Origin of the sequence: Rhizobium terrae (assembly GCF_003425685.1) — a bacterium.
Taxonomy (GTDB): domain Bacteria; phylum Pseudomonadota; class Alphaproteobacteria; order Rhizobiales; family Rhizobiaceae; genus Neorhizobium; species Neorhizobium terrae.
Map to the genome: position 1 here is coordinate 559917 of NZ_QJKM01000001.1, position 17117 is coordinate 577033.

Sequence of the window (17117 nt, forward strand, 5' to 3'; positions counted from 1 at the left end):
AACCTCACCAGTCGGTCGCGATATATTTTGCTTCCATGAACTCCAGCATGCCGTGATGAGCGCCTTCACGTCCGAGACCGGATTGTTTGACGCCGCCGAAGGTGCGGCGGGCCTCGGTGTCGGGATCGATTTCGATCTCATTGCGCGCAAGAAGATCGCCGAGCTACGTTAGCGATTGATGATCCGAACCGAGAACCTGTCGAAAGTCCTCGGCTCGGGAGAAGACTAATTCAAATGCCGCAGCTTGTCGGGGTTGCGCACCACGTAGATGGCCCTGATCCTTCCGTCGGCAATGTCGAGCGCGGTTGTCTGGATCTGGCCATCGGCCTCCAGCGTGATGAAGCCGGGCAAGCCGTTGATGAACCCGGCCCGCACGAGTTTCGAACCGTTTTTCTGAAAATCGGCGGCGAGATAGCCATGCACGCTCATTACCGCCTCGAAGCCCAGGATCGGTTCCATGGCTGCGGGACGTTTGCCGCCGCCATCCGCGTAAATGCTGACATCGGCCGCGAGCATCGCGCCGAGCGTCTTCATATCGCCACTGCGCGAGGCCGCAAAGAAAGCCTCGGCGAGCTCGATTCCCCGTCTTTTGTCCACCTGGAAACGCGACCTCGCCTCCCGAACATGGGTACGGGCGCGGGCGGCGAGCTGGCGGCAAGCGGCCACATCCCGCTCGATGGTGACCGCGACTTCCTCGAAGGTGAGCCCGAACACGTCGTGCAGCAGGAAAGCCGCCCGCTCGAGTGGCGAAAGACGCTCCAGAGCCAGCATCAGCGGCAGCGTGACGTCTTCCTGCTCTTCCTCTTCCACCACCGGATCTGGGAGCCAGGGACCGATATAGGTCTCGCGCTGGCGCCTTGCCGACTTGAGCTGATCGAGGCAGAGCCGCGTGACCGTGCTGCGCAGGAATGCTTCCGGCTCGCGCACGGCGCCGCGGTCGGCCCTCATCCAACGGATGAAGGCCTCCTGCACCATGTCTTCCGCGTCGGCGACCGATCCGAGCATGCGGTAGGCGACACGGATCAGCTTCGGACGCAGCGGGTCGAAACTCGCCGCTGCGTCGTCATGACCGGGGCCTTCCATCAGGCCGCCGCCTGGGCGGCCTTTGCGGCGGCGGGTTCGATCCACAGACCGAAGCCGACCGCAAGCCGGTTCCAGCCGTTGATGATATTAATCATGAGCGTGAGCTTCACCTGTTCTTCCTCCGTGAATTCGGCCCTCAGGGCTTCCTGGGCGCTTGCCTGGGAATGGCCCTCCGACAACCGGGTCAAGGCCTCGGTCCAGCCTAGCGCGGCGCGTTCGCGATCGGAATAGCAGGGCGCTTCGCGCCAAGCCGACAGGAGATAGATGCGCTGTTCGGTCTCGCCTTTCGCCCGCGCTTCCGCCGTGTGCATGTTGATGCAGTTGGCGCAGCCGTTGATCTGCGAAGCGCGGATCTTCACGAGTTCGATGAGGTTCGGCTCAAGGCTCGCGGCCACATCGACCGACACGCCCATCCACTTCTTCATCAGCGCAGGCGCGGCGGAAAAGATATCGATTTTGGCACTCATGGTTCGTTTCCTTCTGTTGGTGACGACATCATGACGAGACAAGATCTGCCGATGTGACATGCCGGTGGATTTTTCTTTTGCGGCATGCTTTCGGCACCAAACTCACTCGATAAATCGGCCGGGCCGTCCGTCGAGACAATCCGGCCGAATTTTAAGATGCATCACCGTGCCGACACAGCCACTGCCAGCAAGCCTTCAAGAGGCGAAGGCTCGGTCGAGGAAATGTCATAAATGCAGGGTGCGGCCAAAATGGCGACAATCAGGGCACAGATCGCGATCGATTTCATCAGAACCTCCAGGATGATGCGAGGCCGGTCATCGGCAGCCGGCAGATGCGGGTGGCACCCGGCGGGCTTTCAGGCGACCTTCAGCTCGACATGAATATTGCCGCGCGTCGCCTTCGAATAAGGACAGGTTTGATGAGCTTCCTCCACAAGTACCCGGGCAAGCTCCGGATCGACCCCCGGCAGGCTGACATTCAGGCGGGCCTGCAGAAAGTAGGCTCCGTCCGTGATACTGAGATCGACTTCCGCATCGACCGCAGTGTCGGGCGGAAGCCGAAGCCTGCGCTTGGCCGCGGCAAGGCCCATCGCGCCGATGAAACAGGCAGACCAGCCGGCAGCGAAGAGCTGTTCGGGATTGGTACCGGGCTGGGCCGGGCCCGGAGGCGAAAGTCTGACATCGAGCTGTGCATCGTCGCTGCGTGCGAAGCCGTCACGGCCGCCGGTCGTGTGGGTCTTGCCGGTATAGAGAACCTTTTCGATCCTGTTCATGGAACACTCCTTTGTTGTTGTCGCTGGCAGCGACATTCGTTGACGGGGAGTGATGTGAAGGATGGACGTATCCGGCATGTTTTCGGAAATGCTGGATAGTGTATCTAAGCGTAGCAACAGGCGGCGCAGACATTTTCCCATACAAACCGGGAATTCTCCTTCAGCGGAAAGAGATCTCCGCCGCCAGGCCTCCGTCGGCGCGATTGTACAGTCTGACCGAACCGCCGATCATGGTGGCCAGCTGCTGGGCAATAGCAAGCCCAAGCCCGGTGCCGCCGGTCTCGCGATTGCGGGATTGCTCCAGCCGAAAGAAGGGCTGCATCGCCGCCTCCAGCATATCGTCCGGAATGCCGGGGCCACGATCCAGGACCGTGATGACGATATCGCCCTCACCTTTCCGCTCGACGCTGATTTCGGCGGCGCCGGCAAACTTGATGGCATTGTCGATGAAGTTCGTGAGGATGCGCCGCAAGGCGTGCGGCTTGGTCGAGGCCGTGCCCTGGACGGCGCCAAGGACGGTCACAGATTTTCCGGTGTCCTGATAATCGTAGGCGATACTGTCGATGAAAGAGGAAAGGTCGATGCGGGATGTCTTTTCGCCATTGCCGTGCGAGCTGCGGGCATAGGCGATGCCATCCTGCACCAGCCTTTCGATCTCATGCAGGTCGCTGACGAGCTTGTCCTTTTCAGGCGACTCGTCCGCTATGTCGGCGCGCAGGCGCATGCGCGTGATCGGCGTCTGCAGGTCGTGGGAGATCGCCGCGAGAATCTGGACGCGCTCTTCGAGATAATGGGCGATGCGGTCCCGCATGGCGTTGAAGGCGCGCGCCGCATGGGCGACCTCGCTCGGGCCGGCTTCGCTCAGCGGTGGCGCTTTCCTGTTCGGGTCGAGCGCATCGGCAGCGGCGGCCAGATCGCCGAGGGGGCGGATTGCCTGGCGCACCGCGAACCAGGTGCAGAGCACCAGCAGCGCCATCTGGACCGCGAGTACATAAGGAAGCCATTCGGCGATCGGCATCACACCCGTCGGGGTGACGTCGATGGTGAGCTCCGACCCGTCGGAAAGCGTCAAATGCCCCTGCAGCCGCTTGTCGTCGCCGGGAATGGACTCGATGCGTAAGGGGAACTTGCGTCCAGCGGCTTCTTCTATTCTTGCCGCGATCTCGGCGCCGCGGCCCGACATGTCCGGCACACCGGCGAGCCCCGGCCCCAGGACAAGACGGTAGTTGCCGCGGCTCAAGCGATCCAGCCAGTCCGCCCGCTCCTTCGCCGGCAGCCGGTCGATGACGGCGATCGACGTCGCCAAATCACTCTCCAGCGTGCCAAGCATGACGGCCTTGGCCGACATGTAACGTTCGAGAAAGAGGATGCTGAAGGACAGGCCATAGGCGATCGCGAGGCCGAGGAACAGGATGAGGAAGAGCCGGGCGCGAAGCGTGCTTGGCCACCAGCGGGAACGAGGCGGAGCGCTCGCCGTCATGATCTGGGCTCCGAAATCTCTACAGGAACGGAGAAGACATACCCTTCTGCCCGCACGGTCTTGATATAGGTCGGCTCGCGCGCATCGTCGCCGAGCCGCTGGCGCAGACGGCTCACGAGAAGGTCGATCGAGCGGTCGAACAGGTCCGCATCGCGGCCCTGGGTCAGATTCAGGAGCTGGTCTCGATTCAACACACGCTGCGGGTGGTCGATGAAAACACGCAGCAGCCTGTATTCGGCACCACTCAGCGCAATCTCGGTACCCTGTCGATCGAGGAGATGCCGGCCGACTGTGTCGAGCCGCCAGTCGCCGAAGGTCAGGAGCTGACCGGCCTCGCTGATCTGCAGGTTGGGCGGCAGCATGCGCGTCCGCCGCAGGACGGCCTTGATACGCGCCAGCAGTTCACGCGCCGCAAACGGCTTCGGAAGGTAGTCGTCGGCACCCATTTCCAAACCGATGATGCGGTCCATCTCGTCGCTGCGGGCGGTCAGCATCAGGATCGGCGTCGCCTTGTGCTTGCCGGCGCGAAGTTCGCGGCACAGCACCAGCCCGTCGTCGCCCGGCATCATCACGTCGAGCACGATCAGGTCGACGGCGTTGGTCTCAAGAAAGCTGCGCATCTGCCGGCCATCGGCGGCCACGGTTGCACGAAGGCCGTTCTTCTTCAGGTAGCTCGACACCAGCTCACGGATTTCACGGTCGTCATCGACGATCAGGATATGGTCGACATGCTCCATCTTCGGACTTTCGAATCCTCTTTCGGTATAGCGGCGCGCCTGCCGCCCTTATTAGACCCGGATTCGGCTGCCGCGAAGTGAAGAAACGTCCTCGCGGCAGCCGTCTGTTTCTCTAGAATCTCGCCACATCCAGAACGGCCTGGGCGAAGGCCCGCGGCGCTTCCTGCGGCAGGTTGTGGCCGATGCCGCCTGTTATGTTGCGATGCTCGTATCTGCCCGAGAACTTGCCGGCGTAGGTGGAGGGATCGGCATGCGGCGCTCCGTTTGCGTCACCCTCCATGGTGATCGTCGGAACGGTGATGAGCGGCGCCATGGCGAGTTGTTTCTCATAGGCATCGTATCTGGCCTCGCCTTCGGCAATGCCCAGCCGCCAGCGGTAGTTGTGGATGGTGATATCCACATGATCCGGATTGTCGAATGCAACCGCCGAACGGTCGAAGATCTCGTCGTCGAACTTCCAGGCCGGCGATGCCGTCTGCCAGATCAACCTGGCGAAGTCACGCGTATTGGCGGCATATCCGAGGCGGCCGCGTTCGGTGGCGAAATAGAACTGGTACCACCAGGAAAGCTCCGCCATCGGGGCGAGCGGTTTCCGATTCACCTCCTGGCTGCCGATCAGATAGCCGCTGACCGATACCAGGGCCTTGCAGCGCTCCGGCCAAAGGGCCGCCATGATATCGGTGGTGCGCGCACCCCAGTCGTAGCCGGCGACGATCGCCTTGTGGATGCCGAGAGCATCCAGAAAGGCGACCATGTCGGCGGCAAGAGCAGATTGCTGGCCGTTGCGCGGTGTTTCCCCGGACAGGAAGCGGGTCGTGCCGTAACCACGAAGATAGGGGATGACGACGCGATAGCCGGCCGAGGCGAGGATCGGGGCAACGTCGACGAAACTGTAGATGTCATAAGGCCAGCCATGCAGCAGCAGGACGGCTGGGCCATCGGCAGGGCCGGCCTCAGCATAACCGATATTCAGCACGCCGGCATCAATCTGCTTCAGCGCCTCGAAAGACGCGTTGCTTTCAGCCCTGGCGACGGCCGGTGACGAGGCACCGGCGGACTGCGCATTCGCCAGCGAGGTGGCGCCGAGTTCGACGGCCGCGACGGTCATTGCGGCTACACCGAAGAAACGGCGGCGCCGAAGTTTGAATTCGTTGGTCATGGTTTCTCTCCGATCCATACGATCACAGTCGAAAGAAAACCGGTGGCATGTATCCCCGATATGTCCCGAGAGCCCGCTTTTGAATGCGGATGTAGCGTCTGGCCGTCTGGATACGTCCTGATACAATTCATTGACTGTCACCCACGCCGGACCGCCTGCCCCTTGCCGCCGATTGTTTCGCTCTGTAGCGCCACGGGGCAATTCCTACACTTCGATACACTTCTCCTCGACCCCGGACACATCCGGGATACGTCGCGCCGACCAGATTGGCTCCGCTGCTGGTCGAACCGCATCGCCGTCCAGAGCCCGAAAACTCGGTTTCAAAGGAAACGATGATGACGCTTCTTATCATTGCCTATCTTGGAGGAGCGCTGACGATTCTCAGCCCCTGCATTCTGCCCATCCTTCCCTTCGTCTTCGCGCGCGCCGGGCAGCCGTTCGTCCGCAGCACGCTGCCCATGCTTGTTGGCATGGCCGCGACATTCGCGCTCGTCGCGACCCTCGCCGCGGTCGGCGGCAGCTGGGCGATCCAGGCCAACGAATACGGCCGCCTCACCGCGATCGCACTGCTTGCCGTCTTCGGAGTCAGCCTGCTGTCACCACGTGTCGCCAACGTCGTTACCCGACCGGTCGTCGATTTCGGTAATCGGCTACTGAACGCCTCGGGCAGGCCTGGCTCCGTGCCCACCGCAGCGAGTTCGCTCGTGCTCGGAGTCGCGACCGGCCTGCTTTGGGCACCGTGCGCAGGGCCGATCCTCGGCCTGATACTGACGGGTGCGGCGCTCCAGGGCGCCAATCTCGAAACCACATTTCTGCTCACCGCCTATGCCGCCGGCGCGGCCACTTCGCTCGCCGTTGCCTTGGCGGCCGGCAGCAGGATCTTTGCCGGAATGAAGCGGTCGCTCGGCATCAGCGAGCGGATCCGTCAGGCCCTGGGAGCTGCAGTTCTGGCCGGCGTCGCCGCCATCGCACTTGGCCTCGATACCGGCCTGCTGGCCAGACTTTCCTATGCCAGCACCGCCTCTTTCGAGCAGGCCGTGCTCGACCGGTTGCACACAAAGCAGGGTACCGTGAAGCCGTCCGAAATCGCCAGCAACAGCATGATGATGACTGCCGGCGCGGCGCGCCCATTCCGCGCCAACCTGCCGATCGAAGGCAGTTCACCGTCGCTGGACGGCGCGGTCGAATGGCTGAACTCGTCGCCGCTCGCCATCGAGCAGTTGCGCGGCAAGGTCGTCCTCATTGATTTTTGGACCTATTCCTGCATCAACTGCATCCGCACCGTGCCTTACGTCCGTGCCTGGGCCGAGAAATACAAGGACCAGGGCCTTGTGGTGATCGGTGTTCACGCTCCGGAATTCGCCTTCGAAAAGAAAGTCGACAACGTCAAGAAGGCGATCGGCGACTTCAAGATCACCTATCCCGTTGCAATCGACAACGACTACGCGATCTGGCGCGCCTTCGAGAACAGCTATTGGCCGGCCCATTACCTGATCGATGCCAAGGGCCAGATCCGCTACCATCACTTCGGCGAGGGCAACTACCGCCAAACCGAGCAGGCGATCCAGGATCTGCTGCGCGAAGCCGGCAGCGACATGGCGTCCAGCGCGCCGGTAGCACCCGATGCGAAGGGCGCCGAGGCGAGCCCGGATCTGAAGAACATCCGCTCCGGCGAAACCTATCTCGGCTATAAGCGCGCCACCAATTTCGCCTCACCGGAGAACCTTCGCGCCGATGCTCCCCATAAATATTCGGTCGCGGAGGCGAGCCTCAACGAATGGAGCCTTTCCGGTACCTGGACCGTAGGCCCGGAACAGGCGACCCTCGGTCAGGCGGATGGCAGCATCGCCTATCGGTTCAGCGCTCGCGACCTGCATCTGGTCCTCGGTCCCGGCGCCGCGGGCAAGCCTGTCCGCTTCCAGGTGACTATCGACGGCAAGGCGCCGGGGGCCGACCACGGCGCCGATACGGATGCAGACGGCAATGGCATCGTGACCTCGACCAGACTTTACCAGATCGTTCGTCAGTCCGGGGATGTCGAGGTGCGGAATTTCGAGATCCGTTTCCTGGACCCGGGCGTCGAAGCCTACGCCTTTACCTTCGGCTGAATCTCCCTTCCTTCCATCTACCGCAAACCCAAAGGAGCTAATCTCATGAACCGCCGTTATCTCTCCACCCTCGCCCTCGCATTCGCCACAAGCCTGATCGCCTTTGCGGCCCAGGCCGCCCAAGTGAAAAATATCGTCATCGTGCACGGCGCGCTCGCCGATGGCTCCGGCTGGCGCAAGGCGACCGAAATCCTCGAAAAACGCGGCTTCAACGTCACCATCGTGCAGCAGCCGATCACCTCGCTTGCCGACGACATTGCTGCGACCAATCGCGTGCTTGACCTACAGGATGGTCCGGTACTGCTCGTCGGCCACAGCTATGGCGGCATGGTGATCACCGAAGCCGGCCATAGCCCCAATGTCGCCGGGCTCGTCTATGTCGCGGCCTTCCAGCCGGACAAGGGTGAAAGCTTGATCGGGCTGGCGAGTTCCAAACCGGCCAGCGGCATGAACATTCGCGAGACGAAAGACGGAAAATATCTCTATATCAACCCGGCAGCCTTCGCGAACGACTTCGCGGCCGACCTGCCGAAGGACGAAGCGGCATTTCTCGCGAAATCTCAGGTCTTTGCCTCCAAAGATGCCTTTACCGCCCGGACGGGAGAACCAGCGTGGAAGGTGAAGAAGAGCTGGTCGATCGTCGCCACAGAAGACCGTTCGATCAATCCCGACCTTGAGCGGCAGATGGCCAAACGTGCCGGCAGCGAGATCACCGAAATCAAGGCAAGCCATGCGGTTTTCGCCTCCCGGCCGGAAGAGGTTGCTAACGTGATTGAAATGGCCGCGACGGCCGCAGGAAAGTAACCAGAGGCCCATCTGGTGCACAATCCGGAGCGCTACGACGCGATGGTTGGGATTTCGATTTGTTGGCTACGTCCCCTGCGGTCGAGGTCCCGCCCTGCATCGGCACGTTTCGTACCGCACTTCCGGCAAATACAATCTCAAACCGATGTTCCGCCGCTCTTCGAGGCTGGCTATAATGCCGGCGCGTCTGCTGCGGCCGTCAATTTTTTGGCATTCCTTCCGGTCGCATCTGTTTTTTTAATGCGGCGATGCGGAAGATGGCATTTGGTGCGCCGTAACCGCGATATGCCCGGCGTTCGACGATCTCGAAGAAGAAGCCCTCGCCGAAAGTGCCGCTGTAGAGCTGGAAATATTCGCCATGCTCGTCGCGGTCGTAGAGGATGTTTTCCACCTTCAGCCGTTCGGTGAGGTCTGGATCGAGACCGAAGCGCGCTTCCACATCGCCATAATAGTTCGGCGAGATCTGCAGCGGCCGGAAGCCGTTTTCCCGGAGTGCCGCCGCAGTGGCAAAGATGTCGTACGTATGGAAGGCTAGGTGCTGCACGCCGGAGCCGAATTTTTCGGCGATGAAATGTCCCGCCAGCGTGCGGCGGTTTTCGGCGCCGTTCAGCGTGATGCGCAAGGTGCCGCTGTCGTTCTCGACCACCTGGCTGCGCACCACGCCGGCCGGATCGATGATGTCAACCATCGGCGTTTTGCGGGTCTCGAAGATCGACGTGTAGAAGAGCAGCCAGGTCAGCATCTCCTCATAAGCGACGGTCTGCGCGACGTGGTCGATCCTGAGGAGATGGGCCGGAACGACGGCCACCTCGTCTTCGACCGGCAGGAAGTCGATCTCGAAAAACCGTCCGAGCTCGCTCTTGTCGTCGAGGAGATAGATCAGCCCGCCGCCAACGCCCCGGATTGCCGGGATTTCGATCTCGCCTTCCGCCACCGGCTGGCTGAAGGGTTCGGCGCCGAGCGCCACCGCCCGGGCGAGCGCCTCCGCGGCATCTTCGACGGTGAGAGCGACCGCATAGGCCGATGTGCCGTGCACGGCGAAAGAGGTGTTGGCGAAACCCTTTTCCTCGGTATTGACGATGAGGCGGATATCGCCCTGCTGAAAGATGCCGACCTTTTTCGAACGGTGCGTTGCGACCTTACGGAATCCAAGCGTATGCAGGATGTCGATAAGCGCGGCCGCATCCCTTTCGTCGGTCGAAAACTCCACGAAACCGACCCCCTTGACCGGTGCGCGGTTCGGCATGGCCGGCACGGTCAGGCTTTCCGCAGTCGGAATGCGCCGCACCTGATCGCCGAGATGGATAAGCGAACGATGGCCGTCGGCGGCGATCGACCGGGCGTGCCCGCCACGGAACTGGTCGTTGAAGATTTCCAGCGAGAAATAGCCGTCATAACCGGTCTCGGCGATCGCCGCGGTGAAGGCGGCGACCGGCAGATCGCCCTCGCCCGGCATGTTGCGGAAGTGGCGCGACCAGTAGAGCAGGTCCATGTCGATCAGCGGCGCATCGGCGAGCTGGACGATGAAGATCTTGTCCTTCGGAATGGAGCGGATCGAGTTCATGTCGATCTTGCGCGACAGGCTGTGAAAACTGTCGAGGATGAGGCCGATATTCGCATGGTCGGCGCGCCGCACGATTTCCCAGGCATCGCGGTGATCGTTGATGTGGCGGCCCCAGGCGAGCGCTTCGTAACCGACTTTCAGGCCGCGTTTGGCTGCCCGCTCCCCGAGTTCAGCGAAATCCGCCGCCGCCCGGTCGATGCCGCCGAGCGAGACCGGCGAAACGTTGGAGCAGACCAGAAGCAGATCGCTGCCGAGTTCCTGCATCACGTCAAACTTGCGCTCGGCGCGGTCGAAGGTGCGGCTCCGGTGCGAGGCGGGCATGCCTTCGAAATCCCGGAACGGCTGGAAGAGCGTGATCTCAAGGCCATGCTCGCGCACCATCCGCCCGACATCCGCCGGACTGCCGTCGAACGCCAGAAAGTCGTTCTCGAAGATCTCGACCCCGTCAAACCCCGCTCCGGCAATCGCCTCGAGCTTGTCAGGCAAATCACCGCTGATCGATACCGTTGCTATCGACGTCTTCATGGCAGTCCTCCGTCGGCAGGCTGATCAGGTGGTCATGGTTTTGAAATGCCGCATCATTCGGGCTGCATCCGGCTCCCGCCCTGTAAAGAGCTTGAACGCGCCGACCGCCTGGAATACCGCCATGCCGCCGCCGTTCAACACCCGGCAGCCACGCTTCACTGCTTCTTTCAGGAGCTCGGTTTCCAGCGGGAAATAGACGATCTCCGCCACCCAGTGATGCGGCTCGAGCAGGTCGGGCGGCAGAGGCACGCCGGGATATTTCGCCATGCCGGTCGGGGTCGCGTGGATCAGGCCGGACGCTGTCCGCATCGCCGCGGCAAAGTCGCCGGAGGCGCGCACGGTCGCGTCGGGAAAAAGCGCTGACATGCTTTCGGCAAGTTGGGCGGCCCGTTCGGCTTCGCGATCGAAAACGAGAAGCTCCCGCAACCCGAGCGACAGGGCGGCATAGGCGGTCGCGACACCGGCGCCACCGGCGCCGATCTGCACAGCCGCACTCAGATCGGCGCCCGGCAGGCCGCGCCGAAAACTTTCGGCGAACCCCCACCAATCGGTATTGTGTCCGAAACGCTTTCCGTCCTTCAGCACGACCGTGTTGACGGCGCCGAGGGCTCGCGCTTCGTCGGAGAGTTCGTCGAGAAAGGGAATGACGACCTGTTTGCAGGGATGGGTGATATTGAGGCCGCAAAGCCCCCTCGCCTCGGCGTCGTCGAGCAAAGCCGGCAGGTCGGAAGGCGTCAGGCGAAGCTGGTTAAGATCGAGAAGTTCGTAATCGTAATGGAAACCCTGGGCGGCACCTTCCTGCATATGCATGGCAGGCGTCAACGAGGCCTGTATGCCGGAACCGATCAGTCCGGCTTTCAAAGGTTTCAGCAATGTCTCGGCCATGGTCTAGCGCCTTGTCTCGGTGATAGGGCCGGCCCGCGGGCAAGCGGGCCGGCGGAGCTGTTACTTCTTGCGTGCGGCTTCCAGTTCCTTGAAAAGCAGGGAGACTGTTTCGGCACCGATATCGGTGCTCGCCTTGTCGATGATCGGCTTCACCGCATCGCGTAGCTTCTGGGTTTCGGCAGCGCTGAGTTCGCCCACCTGCATGCCGGTTTTCTTGATGTCGTCGAGCGCCTTGGCATCCGCCTCACGCGAGACCTTGCGCTGGAAGTCACGGGCTTCGGTCGCGGCAGACTGGAGGACTGCCTTCTCGTCGTCGTTCAGGCCGTCCCAGAACTTCTTGCTGATCAATACGATCTGCGGATTGTACTGGTGACGGGTCACCGTCAGATACTTCTGCACTTCGTAGAACTTGGCGTTGATGATGTTGGCGAACGGATTTTCCTGGCCGTCGACCGTACCGGTTTCGAGCGCCGTATAGAGTTCGGTATAGGGAAGCGGCACGGCGTTGGCGCCGAGGCTGTTGAAGAGCTCGATCGGGATCGGCGACTGCAGTGTGCGGATCTTCAAGCCCTTGATATCTTCGACCTTGGTGATCGCGCGACGGTTGTTGGTGAGGTTGCGGAAGCCGAGTTCCCAATAGGCGAGCCCAACGAGACCGGTTGCCGGCAGCTTATCGGAAAGGCTTTTGCCGAATGGGCCATCCATCACCTTGTCGGCCTCTTCCCCACTGTTGAACAGGAATGGCAGGTCGACCGCGCCGAAAGCCTTGACGTTACTCGCCAGAATACCGGCATTCAGCACCAGCATCTCGACCACGCCGCCCTGCAAGGCCGAGACGGTCTGCACGTCGCCGCCGAGCACGCCGCCCGGGAAGAGCTTGATCTCGATCTTGCCGCCGCTCTTCGCCTTGACGATCTCGGCGAACTTTTCCATGCCGGTCACCTGCGGATGGCCCTTGTTGTTGGCCGCCGCGAATTTCAGCGTATGCGAGCGGACTTCGGCGGATGCCGTGCCGGCGAAGAGCAGCGCTGGAATGGCGATGCCGAGCGCCAGTTTCATCATCTTGTTGAACATGCTTTCCTCCCACTTGTGGCCGGGATCCCCCACGGCCGGTTGACATGCACTCTTCGGAACCTTTCGGCCTCAACGCCCGAACCAGGCGACCGGCACGGTCACCAGCTGCGGGAAGAGGACGAGCAGGAAAAGGACGATCAATTCGGCGATCATGAAGGGCATCACTCCCTTCATGAGATCTTCCATCGACAGTTTCGACACGCCGCAGATGACGTTCAGCACCGTGCCGACCGGCGGCGTGATGAGGCCGATCGAGTTGTTGATGATGAACAGCACGCCGAAATAGACGGGATCGATCCCCGCCTGCTTGATGATCGGCATCAGGACCGGCGTCATGACGAGAATGGTCGGTGTCATGTCCATGGCCGTACCGACGAGAACGATCAATGCCATTATGGCAAGGAGCAACAGCGTCTGGTTGTCCATCAGCGGCTCGATCAGCTTGGCGAGATCGCCCGGCACGTCGGCAACCGTGATCAACCAGGCAGAGACAGCCGCGCAGGCGACCAGGAACATCACGACGGCGGTGATCTTGGCGGCCGCGACGAAGACCTCGAAGAGACGCGACGGCGGCAGTTCGCGGTAGACGACCATCGCGACGAAGAGCGAATAGACCGCCGCGACGACGCCCGCCTCGGTCGGCGTGAAGACGCCGAATTTCAGGCCGACAATAATGATGACCGGCAGCATCAGCGCCCAGATGCTGTCGAGGAAGGCCTTGAGGCGCACCTCCCTGCTCTGCCGCTTCGGGAGTTCGAACTGTTCCTTGCGGGCGACGATCAGCCAGGTGATGCAGAGCGCCAGCGCGATCAAGAGCCCGGGCACGATGCCGGCGAGGAAGAGCTTGGTGATCGAGACACCGCCAATGACCCCGTAGAGGATGAAACCGATCGACGGCGGAATGATCGGCCCGATAATCGAGGCCGAGGCCAGCAGGCCGCCGGTACGGGCCGGGTCGTGACCGGACTTGATCATCATCGGGAACAGCAGCGCACCGAGCGCCGCCGCGTCCGCCACCGCCGAACCGGAAAGGCTGGAGAGGATGCAGGCAGCGAAGATCGCCACGAAACCGAGGCCGCCACGGATATGGCCGACCATGGCCATCGCGAGATCGACGATGCGCTTCGACAGCCCGCCGGTATTCATCACCTCGCCGGCAAGCAGAAAGAAAGGCACGGCCATCAGCGGAAAGCTGTCGGCGCCATTCAGGACGTTCTGCGCGACGATCTGGGCATCGAACAAATCCATGTACATCATCAGCGCGACGCCGCTGATGATGAGCGCGAAGGCGATCGGCACGCCAAGCGCCATGGGACCGAGAAGAGCGCCGAGGAAGATGGTAAGCGTCATGATGCTCCTCCTCAGGCCTTGGTCGCAACGGCTGCGGCCACTTCCGGATGACTGTCGAGGGCAACCTCTTCCTCGCTGTCGCGGACCAGTTGCACGGTCGAAATGTCGATCCGGCCGGTCGCCACCTGGAACATGTCCCAGAGGATGAGGAGGAAAGTCGGAATGCCGAAGGCGATGCCCGCGCCATAGAACCAGCCCATGGAAATGCCGGTCGCCGGCATGCTGGCCGGCAGGTTGATGAGCGTCTGGGTCCAGCTACCGCCGATCAGCAGCCAGGTGGCGAGGAGCATCAGCGCTTGACCGAGCAGAACTGCGATCTTCGCCGCAGCGGGCGGCAGCCGCTTCAGGAGCGAATCGACGCCGAGATGACCGTGTTCGTGCATGGCGACCACCCCGCCGAGGAAGGTCAGCCAGATGAAGAAGACGCGCGACAGCTCCTCCGAAACGGTGATGCCCTGATTGAAGGCGTACCGCAGCACGACATTGCCGAAGACGAGCACCACCATGCCTGCCAGAAGCAAGGCGATAATGACCTTCAACGCGAAGAAATAGAAATCGATGATCCGTGTCATTCAGGTCCTCCCGAGATCCCGCCGCCGTTGCAACAGGGCGGCTGCCCGAGACAGCCACCAACCCGCAAGTTTTGGCAAGATACCCTCCGCCAGGACCGCCTCCTCAGGGATCGACTGGCAATATGCATAAAATGTACGAACTAGTACGTATGTCAAGCGGAAACTATTGAAAGCCGGACGGCAGCCGGCTATGACTTTGGAAAACTAAGTAAAATCCGGTGTGGAAAAATCATCGCGGATAGGGTGCCGAGCAGACGGAAGCGGCCTGAAGAATGGCGACGAAACGTGTGAATGCCAGGAAGAACGATCCGCAGCGTACCCAGGAAGATATTCTGGAGGTGGCGACGGAGGAATTCGCCACCCATGGCCTTGCCGGCGGGCGCGTTGACCAGATCGCCGAAAAGACCCGCACTTCGAAACGGATGATCTACTATTATTTCGGCAGCAAGGAAGGCCTTTATCTGGCCGTCCTGGAACGGGCCTACCGGAAGATCCGCACGCTGGAAGCGGACCTGCAGCTTTTCAACCTACCGCCCGACGAGGCGTTACGGGTGCTGATTTCGACGACGTTCGACCATGACGAAGCCAATCCGGATTTCGTCCGGCTCGTCAGCATCGAGAACATTCACCACGCCGCCCACATGATGCGGTCGGAGGCGATCCGCGACCTGAACGTGTCGGTCATCGAAACGATCGCGGCTATCGTCGAAAGGGGCGTCGCGGAAGGTGTATTCAGGCGCAATGCCGATCCGATCGACATCCACATGCTGATCAGTGCCTTCTGCTTCTTCCGGGTATCGAACCGCTACACGTTCGGGACCATCTTCCGGCGCGACCTTTCCGCGCCGGATCTCCAGGACAGGCATAAGCGGATGATCGCCGATGCCGTGCTGAGCTATTTGAAGGCTTCTTGACCGGCCGATACGGTCTCGGGGCTGATTTCCGAGCGCCGGTTTTCGGCAGCGTCGCGGACAAAGGCACCCTGGGCCCGCAGCGTAGACTGCAATTCGGCGATATCCACATCGCGCGGTTTTACGCCCCGGTTTGCCGCAACGCCGGCCGCCGCTCCCGCAGCCTGGCCAGTCAACCAGCACTGCGGAATTTCGCGCATGAAACCGTGACTGTTCGCATCGCAGGATACGTGACGGCCGGCGGCCAGCAGTCCGTCCAGGCGAGCCGGTACCAGCGCTCCGTAGGGCACGGAAATGACGGGGAATTTGGGCGAGACAGAAGGGCTGACGCCAATCTCGTCCGGCTTTATCGTGCCGCTGTCCCACTGGCTGCGCTCGATCCGGCCAGTGCCCGCCAGACGCCTTGTGTGACGAACGCCGAGTTGCGGCGCGCTCAGGAGCATATAAGCATCCTTGAAGCCGGGTGCATGCTTGCGGAAGAATTCGCAATGCGACTGCATGAACCGATGCGAGCGGATCTCGACTTCCGTCATGTCATCGACGTTGAGGGCCGAAAGGCCCGATTGCCGCGGCCCCAGGAAGAGCGCGATATCGTTGCGCCAGGAGACGTAGGGCGTCTGGAAGAAGCCAAGTTTCTCACGCCCCAGCACGTTGAAATCCGCAAATGCCTGTTCCTCCCTGGCCCGGAACGTCAGCCATGTTTCCATGTCGACACCACCCAGCATGAAGCCGGTATTCATCGAATGATGAACGTCGCCCTCCTCGATATCCGCTTCGAAATTCGCGCCGGCACGGGCAAAGATATCACCGTCACCGGTGCAGTCGACCACCACCTTGGCCATGATACCCTGGCGGCCTTCCTTGCTTTCGAAGATGACGCCCTGGACAGCCCCATCCTGGACCACAGGCGTTGCCGCCCAGGAGTGGAAGACGATCCGCACGCCGGCCTCGATCAGCATTTCCTGCGAGGTGAGCTTCAGCCGTTCGGGGTCGATGGTCGGTGCCCAGGTGATGATGCCGTGAAAGGCAGAAGTCCGCAGCCGCCAGTATTTTGCGAGTTCGGCATCGCGCACGCCCCATAGGGTCTTGTCCGGTCCGGCAACGGCTTCGGGGGGAAGGCGGCCGATCACCTCCTCGGCAAAGCCGCGGATAATCTGCCGGCCTTCCCAATCGGTCATCCGGTCGATCCATATCACGACGCCGCCGGTGGAAAGCCCGCCGAGATGATTGTAGCGTTCCAGAATCACGACTTCCGCGCCCGTCCGGGCTGCGGCAAGTGCGGCTGCGGTCCCGGACGGTCCTCCGCCCACGACCAGCACGTCGCAGCGATGATAGACGGGAATGTCGCGGGCTTCCTCGCGAATGGTGCCCTCACCGTTTCGGCGGGGAAAGACATACTGCCCTGATTCAAAGATGTCCGAACTCAGGAAGCGGTTCTCGGTCTGGCGTATCTCCTTCACCGATACATTCCGGTCGTTCATGGCATCCTCCCTTGTCACCGCCAGCCATTGCGCATGGCAGATCGAAGCGCGATTTAGACAGGGAAAGGGGGCCTGGAAAATACCTCAATACACCCATAGAGCTTTCGCGATTCACGATAGATGATATGGATCTCTCAATCTGCA

General features: G+C 61.7%; 16 protein-coding genes and 1 pseudogene. 3 read left to right on the plus strand and 14 right to left on the minus strand.

Annotation, left to right across the window (positions count from 1 at the left end; translation table 11 throughout):
• Positions 1–4: 4 nt before the first annotated feature.
• The 8 genes and pseudogenes from DMO26_RS02410 to DMO26_RS02440 form a co-directional block, all read right to left on the minus strand.
• Positions 5–100: pseudogene (locus DMO26_RS02410) on the minus strand (aldehyde dehydrogenase family protein); the annotation flags it as partial.
• Between the two features lie 125 nt (positions 101–225).
• Positions 226–1083: a sigma-70 family RNA polymerase sigma factor gene (locus DMO26_RS02415; protein WP_117190405.1), complete on the minus strand. Its 858-nt coding sequence runs from the start codon at positions 1081–1083 to the stop codon at positions 226–228.
• The gene (locus tag DMO26_RS02420; protein ID WP_117190406.1) at positions 1083–1550 is read right to left on the minus strand and encodes a carboxymuconolactone decarboxylase family protein; all 468 of its coding nucleotides are present in this window, start codon (positions 1548–1550) and stop codon (positions 1083–1085) included. The genes DMO26_RS02415 and DMO26_RS02420 overlap by 1 nt, the downstream gene beginning before the upstream one ends.
• A gap of 161 nt (positions 1551–1711) precedes the next feature.
• On the minus strand, positions 1712–1837 hold the full coding sequence (locus tag DMO26_RS34750) for a hypothetical protein (protein ID WP_264319335.1): 126 nt from the start codon (positions 1835–1837) through the stop codon (positions 1712–1714).
• A gap of 69 nt (positions 1838–1906) precedes the next feature.
• A complete protein-coding gene (locus DMO26_RS02425; protein ID WP_117190407.1) occupies positions 1907–2323 on the minus strand; it encodes an organic hydroperoxide resistance protein in 417 nt (138 codons plus the stop codon).
• A gap of 160 nt (positions 2324–2483) precedes the next feature.
• Positions 2484–3803 carry an ATP-binding protein gene (locus DMO26_RS02430; protein WP_117190408.1) on the minus strand — a complete coding sequence of 440 codons (1320 nt, stop codon included), beginning with the start codon at positions 3801–3803 and terminating at the stop codon, positions 2484–2486.
• Positions 3800–4540 (minus strand): response regulator, encoded by a 741-nt coding sequence (locus tag DMO26_RS02435; RefSeq protein WP_117190409.1) that lies wholly within the window; start codon positions 4538–4540, stop codon positions 3800–3802. Before DMO26_RS02435 ends, DMO26_RS02430 begins: the two co-directional genes overlap by 4 nt.
• 112 nt (positions 4541–4652) lie before the next feature.
• On the minus strand, positions 4653–5699 hold the full coding sequence (locus tag DMO26_RS02440) for an alpha/beta fold hydrolase (protein WP_117190410.1): 1047 nt from the start codon (positions 5697–5699) through the stop codon (positions 4653–4655).
• Positions 5700–6034: 335 nt separating this feature from the next.
• On the opposite strand from DMO26_RS02440, the gene DMO26_RS02445 reads away from it, so the two are divergent.
• Together DMO26_RS02445 and DMO26_RS02450 are read left to right on the plus strand one after the other, a co-directional pair.
• On the plus strand, positions 6035–7807 hold the full coding sequence (locus DMO26_RS02445) for a cytochrome c biogenesis protein DipZ (RefSeq protein WP_162894682.1): 1773 nt from the start codon (positions 6035–6037) through the stop codon (positions 7805–7807).
• 45 nt (positions 7808–7852) lie between these two features.
• On the plus strand, positions 7853–8611 hold the full coding sequence (locus tag DMO26_RS02450; RefSeq protein ID WP_117190411.1) for an alpha/beta hydrolase: 759 nt from the start codon (positions 7853–7855) through the stop codon (positions 8609–8611).
• A 199-nt stretch (positions 8612–8810) separates the two neighbouring features.
• Here the strand turns inward: DMO26_RS02450 and DMO26_RS02455 are convergent, their stop codons facing one another.
• From DMO26_RS02455 to DMO26_RS02475, 5 genes are all read right to left on the minus strand, one after another.
• Positions 8811–10700 carry a bifunctional sugar phosphate isomerase/epimerase/4-hydroxyphenylpyruvate dioxygenase family protein gene (locus tag DMO26_RS02455; protein ID WP_117190412.1) on the minus strand — a complete coding sequence of 630 codons (1890 nt, stop codon included), beginning with the start codon at positions 10698–10700 and terminating at the stop codon, positions 8811–8813.
• 24 nt (positions 10701–10724) lie between these two features.
• Complete coding sequence (locus DMO26_RS02460) at positions 10725–11585, minus strand: shikimate dehydrogenase (RefSeq protein ID WP_117190413.1); 861 nt, start codon at positions 11583–11585, stop codon at positions 10725–10727.
• A gap of 60 nt (positions 11586–11645) precedes the next feature.
• Complete coding sequence (locus tag DMO26_RS02465; RefSeq protein ID WP_117190414.1) at positions 11646–12659, minus strand: TRAP transporter substrate-binding protein; 1014 nt, start codon at positions 12657–12659, stop codon at positions 11646–11648.
• 69 nt (positions 12660–12728) lie between these two features.
• Positions 12729–14009 carry a TRAP transporter large permease gene (locus DMO26_RS02470; RefSeq protein WP_117190415.1) on the minus strand — a complete coding sequence of 427 codons (1281 nt, stop codon included), beginning with the start codon at positions 14007–14009 and terminating at the stop codon, positions 12729–12731.
• An 11-nt stretch (positions 14010–14020) separates the two neighbouring features.
• Positions 14021–14581 carry a TRAP transporter small permease gene (locus DMO26_RS02475; protein ID WP_117190416.1) on the minus strand — a complete coding sequence of 187 codons (561 nt, stop codon included), beginning with the start codon at positions 14579–14581 and terminating at the stop codon, positions 14021–14023.
• A gap of 272 nt (positions 14582–14853) precedes the next feature.
• Here DMO26_RS02475 and DMO26_RS02480 point away from each other — a divergent pair, with 272 nt between their 5' ends.
• Positions 14854–15495: a TetR family transcriptional regulator gene (locus tag DMO26_RS02480; RefSeq protein WP_117190417.1), complete on the plus strand. Its 642-nt coding sequence runs from the start codon at positions 14854–14856 to the stop codon at positions 15493–15495.
• Here the strand turns inward: DMO26_RS02480 and DMO26_RS02485 are convergent.
• Entirely contained in the window at positions 15477–16973 is a 1497-nt protein-coding gene (locus DMO26_RS02485; RefSeq protein ID WP_117190418.1) for an FAD-dependent oxidoreductase, read from the minus strand. The two genes, DMO26_RS02480 and DMO26_RS02485, sit on opposite strands and share 19 nt — an antisense overlap.
• Between the last annotated feature and the right edge of the window lie 144 nt (positions 16974–17117).

Bases quoted from the DNA above. Each gene is read 5' to 3' on its own strand.
- DMO26_RS02455 (WP_117190412.1), bottom strand. From the start codon at position 10,700: ATGAAGACGTCGATAGCAACGGTATCGATCAGCGGTGATTTGCCTGAC.
- DMO26_RS02470 (WP_117190415.1), bottom strand. From the start codon at position 14,009: ATGACGCTTACCATCTTCCTCGGCGCTCTTCTCGGTCCCATGGCGCTT.
- DMO26_RS02415 (WP_117190405.1), bottom strand. From the start codon at position 1,083: ATGGAAGGCCCCGGTCATGACGACGCAGCGGCGAGTTTCGACCCGCTG.
- DMO26_RS02425 (WP_117190407.1), bottom strand. From the start codon at position 2,323: ATGAACAGGATCGAAAAGGTTCTCTATACCGGCAAGACCCACACGACC.
- DMO26_RS02445 (WP_162894682.1), top strand. From the start codon at position 6,035: ATGACGCTTCTTATCATTGCCTATCTTGGAGGAGCGCTGACGATTCTC.
- DMO26_RS02435 (WP_117190409.1), bottom strand. From the start codon at position 4,540: ATGGAGCATGTCGACCATATCCTGATCGTCGATGACGACCGTGAAATC.
- DMO26_RS02420 (WP_117190406.1), bottom strand. From the start codon at position 1,550: ATGAGTGCCAAAATCGATATCTTTTCCGCCGCGCCTGCGCTGATGAAG.
- DMO26_RS02480 (WP_117190417.1), top strand. From the start codon at position 14,854: ATGGCGACGAAACGTGTGAATGCCAGGAAGAACGATCCGCAGCGTACC.
- DMO26_RS02450 (WP_117190411.1), top strand. From the start codon at position 7,853: ATGAACCGCCGTTATCTCTCCACCCTCGCCCTCGCATTCGCCACAAGC.
- DMO26_RS02430 (WP_117190408.1), bottom strand. From the start codon at position 3,803: ATGACGGCGAGCGCTCCGCCTCGTTCCCGCTGGTGGCCAAGCACGCTT.
- DMO26_RS02475 (WP_117190416.1), bottom strand. From the start codon at position 14,581: ATGACACGGATCATCGATTTCTATTTCTTCGCGTTGAAGGTCATTATC.
- DMO26_RS02460 (WP_117190413.1), bottom strand. From the start codon at position 11,585: ATGGCCGAGACATTGCTGAAACCTTTGAAAGCCGGACTGATCGGTTCC.
- DMO26_RS02440 (WP_117190410.1), bottom strand. From the start codon at position 5,699: ATGACCAACGAATTCAAACTTCGGCGCCGCCGTTTCTTCGGTGTAGCC.
- DMO26_RS02485 (WP_117190418.1), bottom strand. From the start codon at position 16,973: ATGAACGACCGGAATGTATCGGTGAAGGAGATACGCCAGACCGAGAAC.
- DMO26_RS02465 (WP_117190414.1), bottom strand. From the start codon at position 12,659: ATGTTCAACAAGATGATGAAACTGGCGCTCGGCATCGCCATTCCAGCG.
- DMO26_RS34750 (WP_264319335.1), bottom strand. From the start codon at position 1,837: ATGAAATCGATCGCGATCTGTGCCCTGATTGTCGCCATTTTGGCCGCA.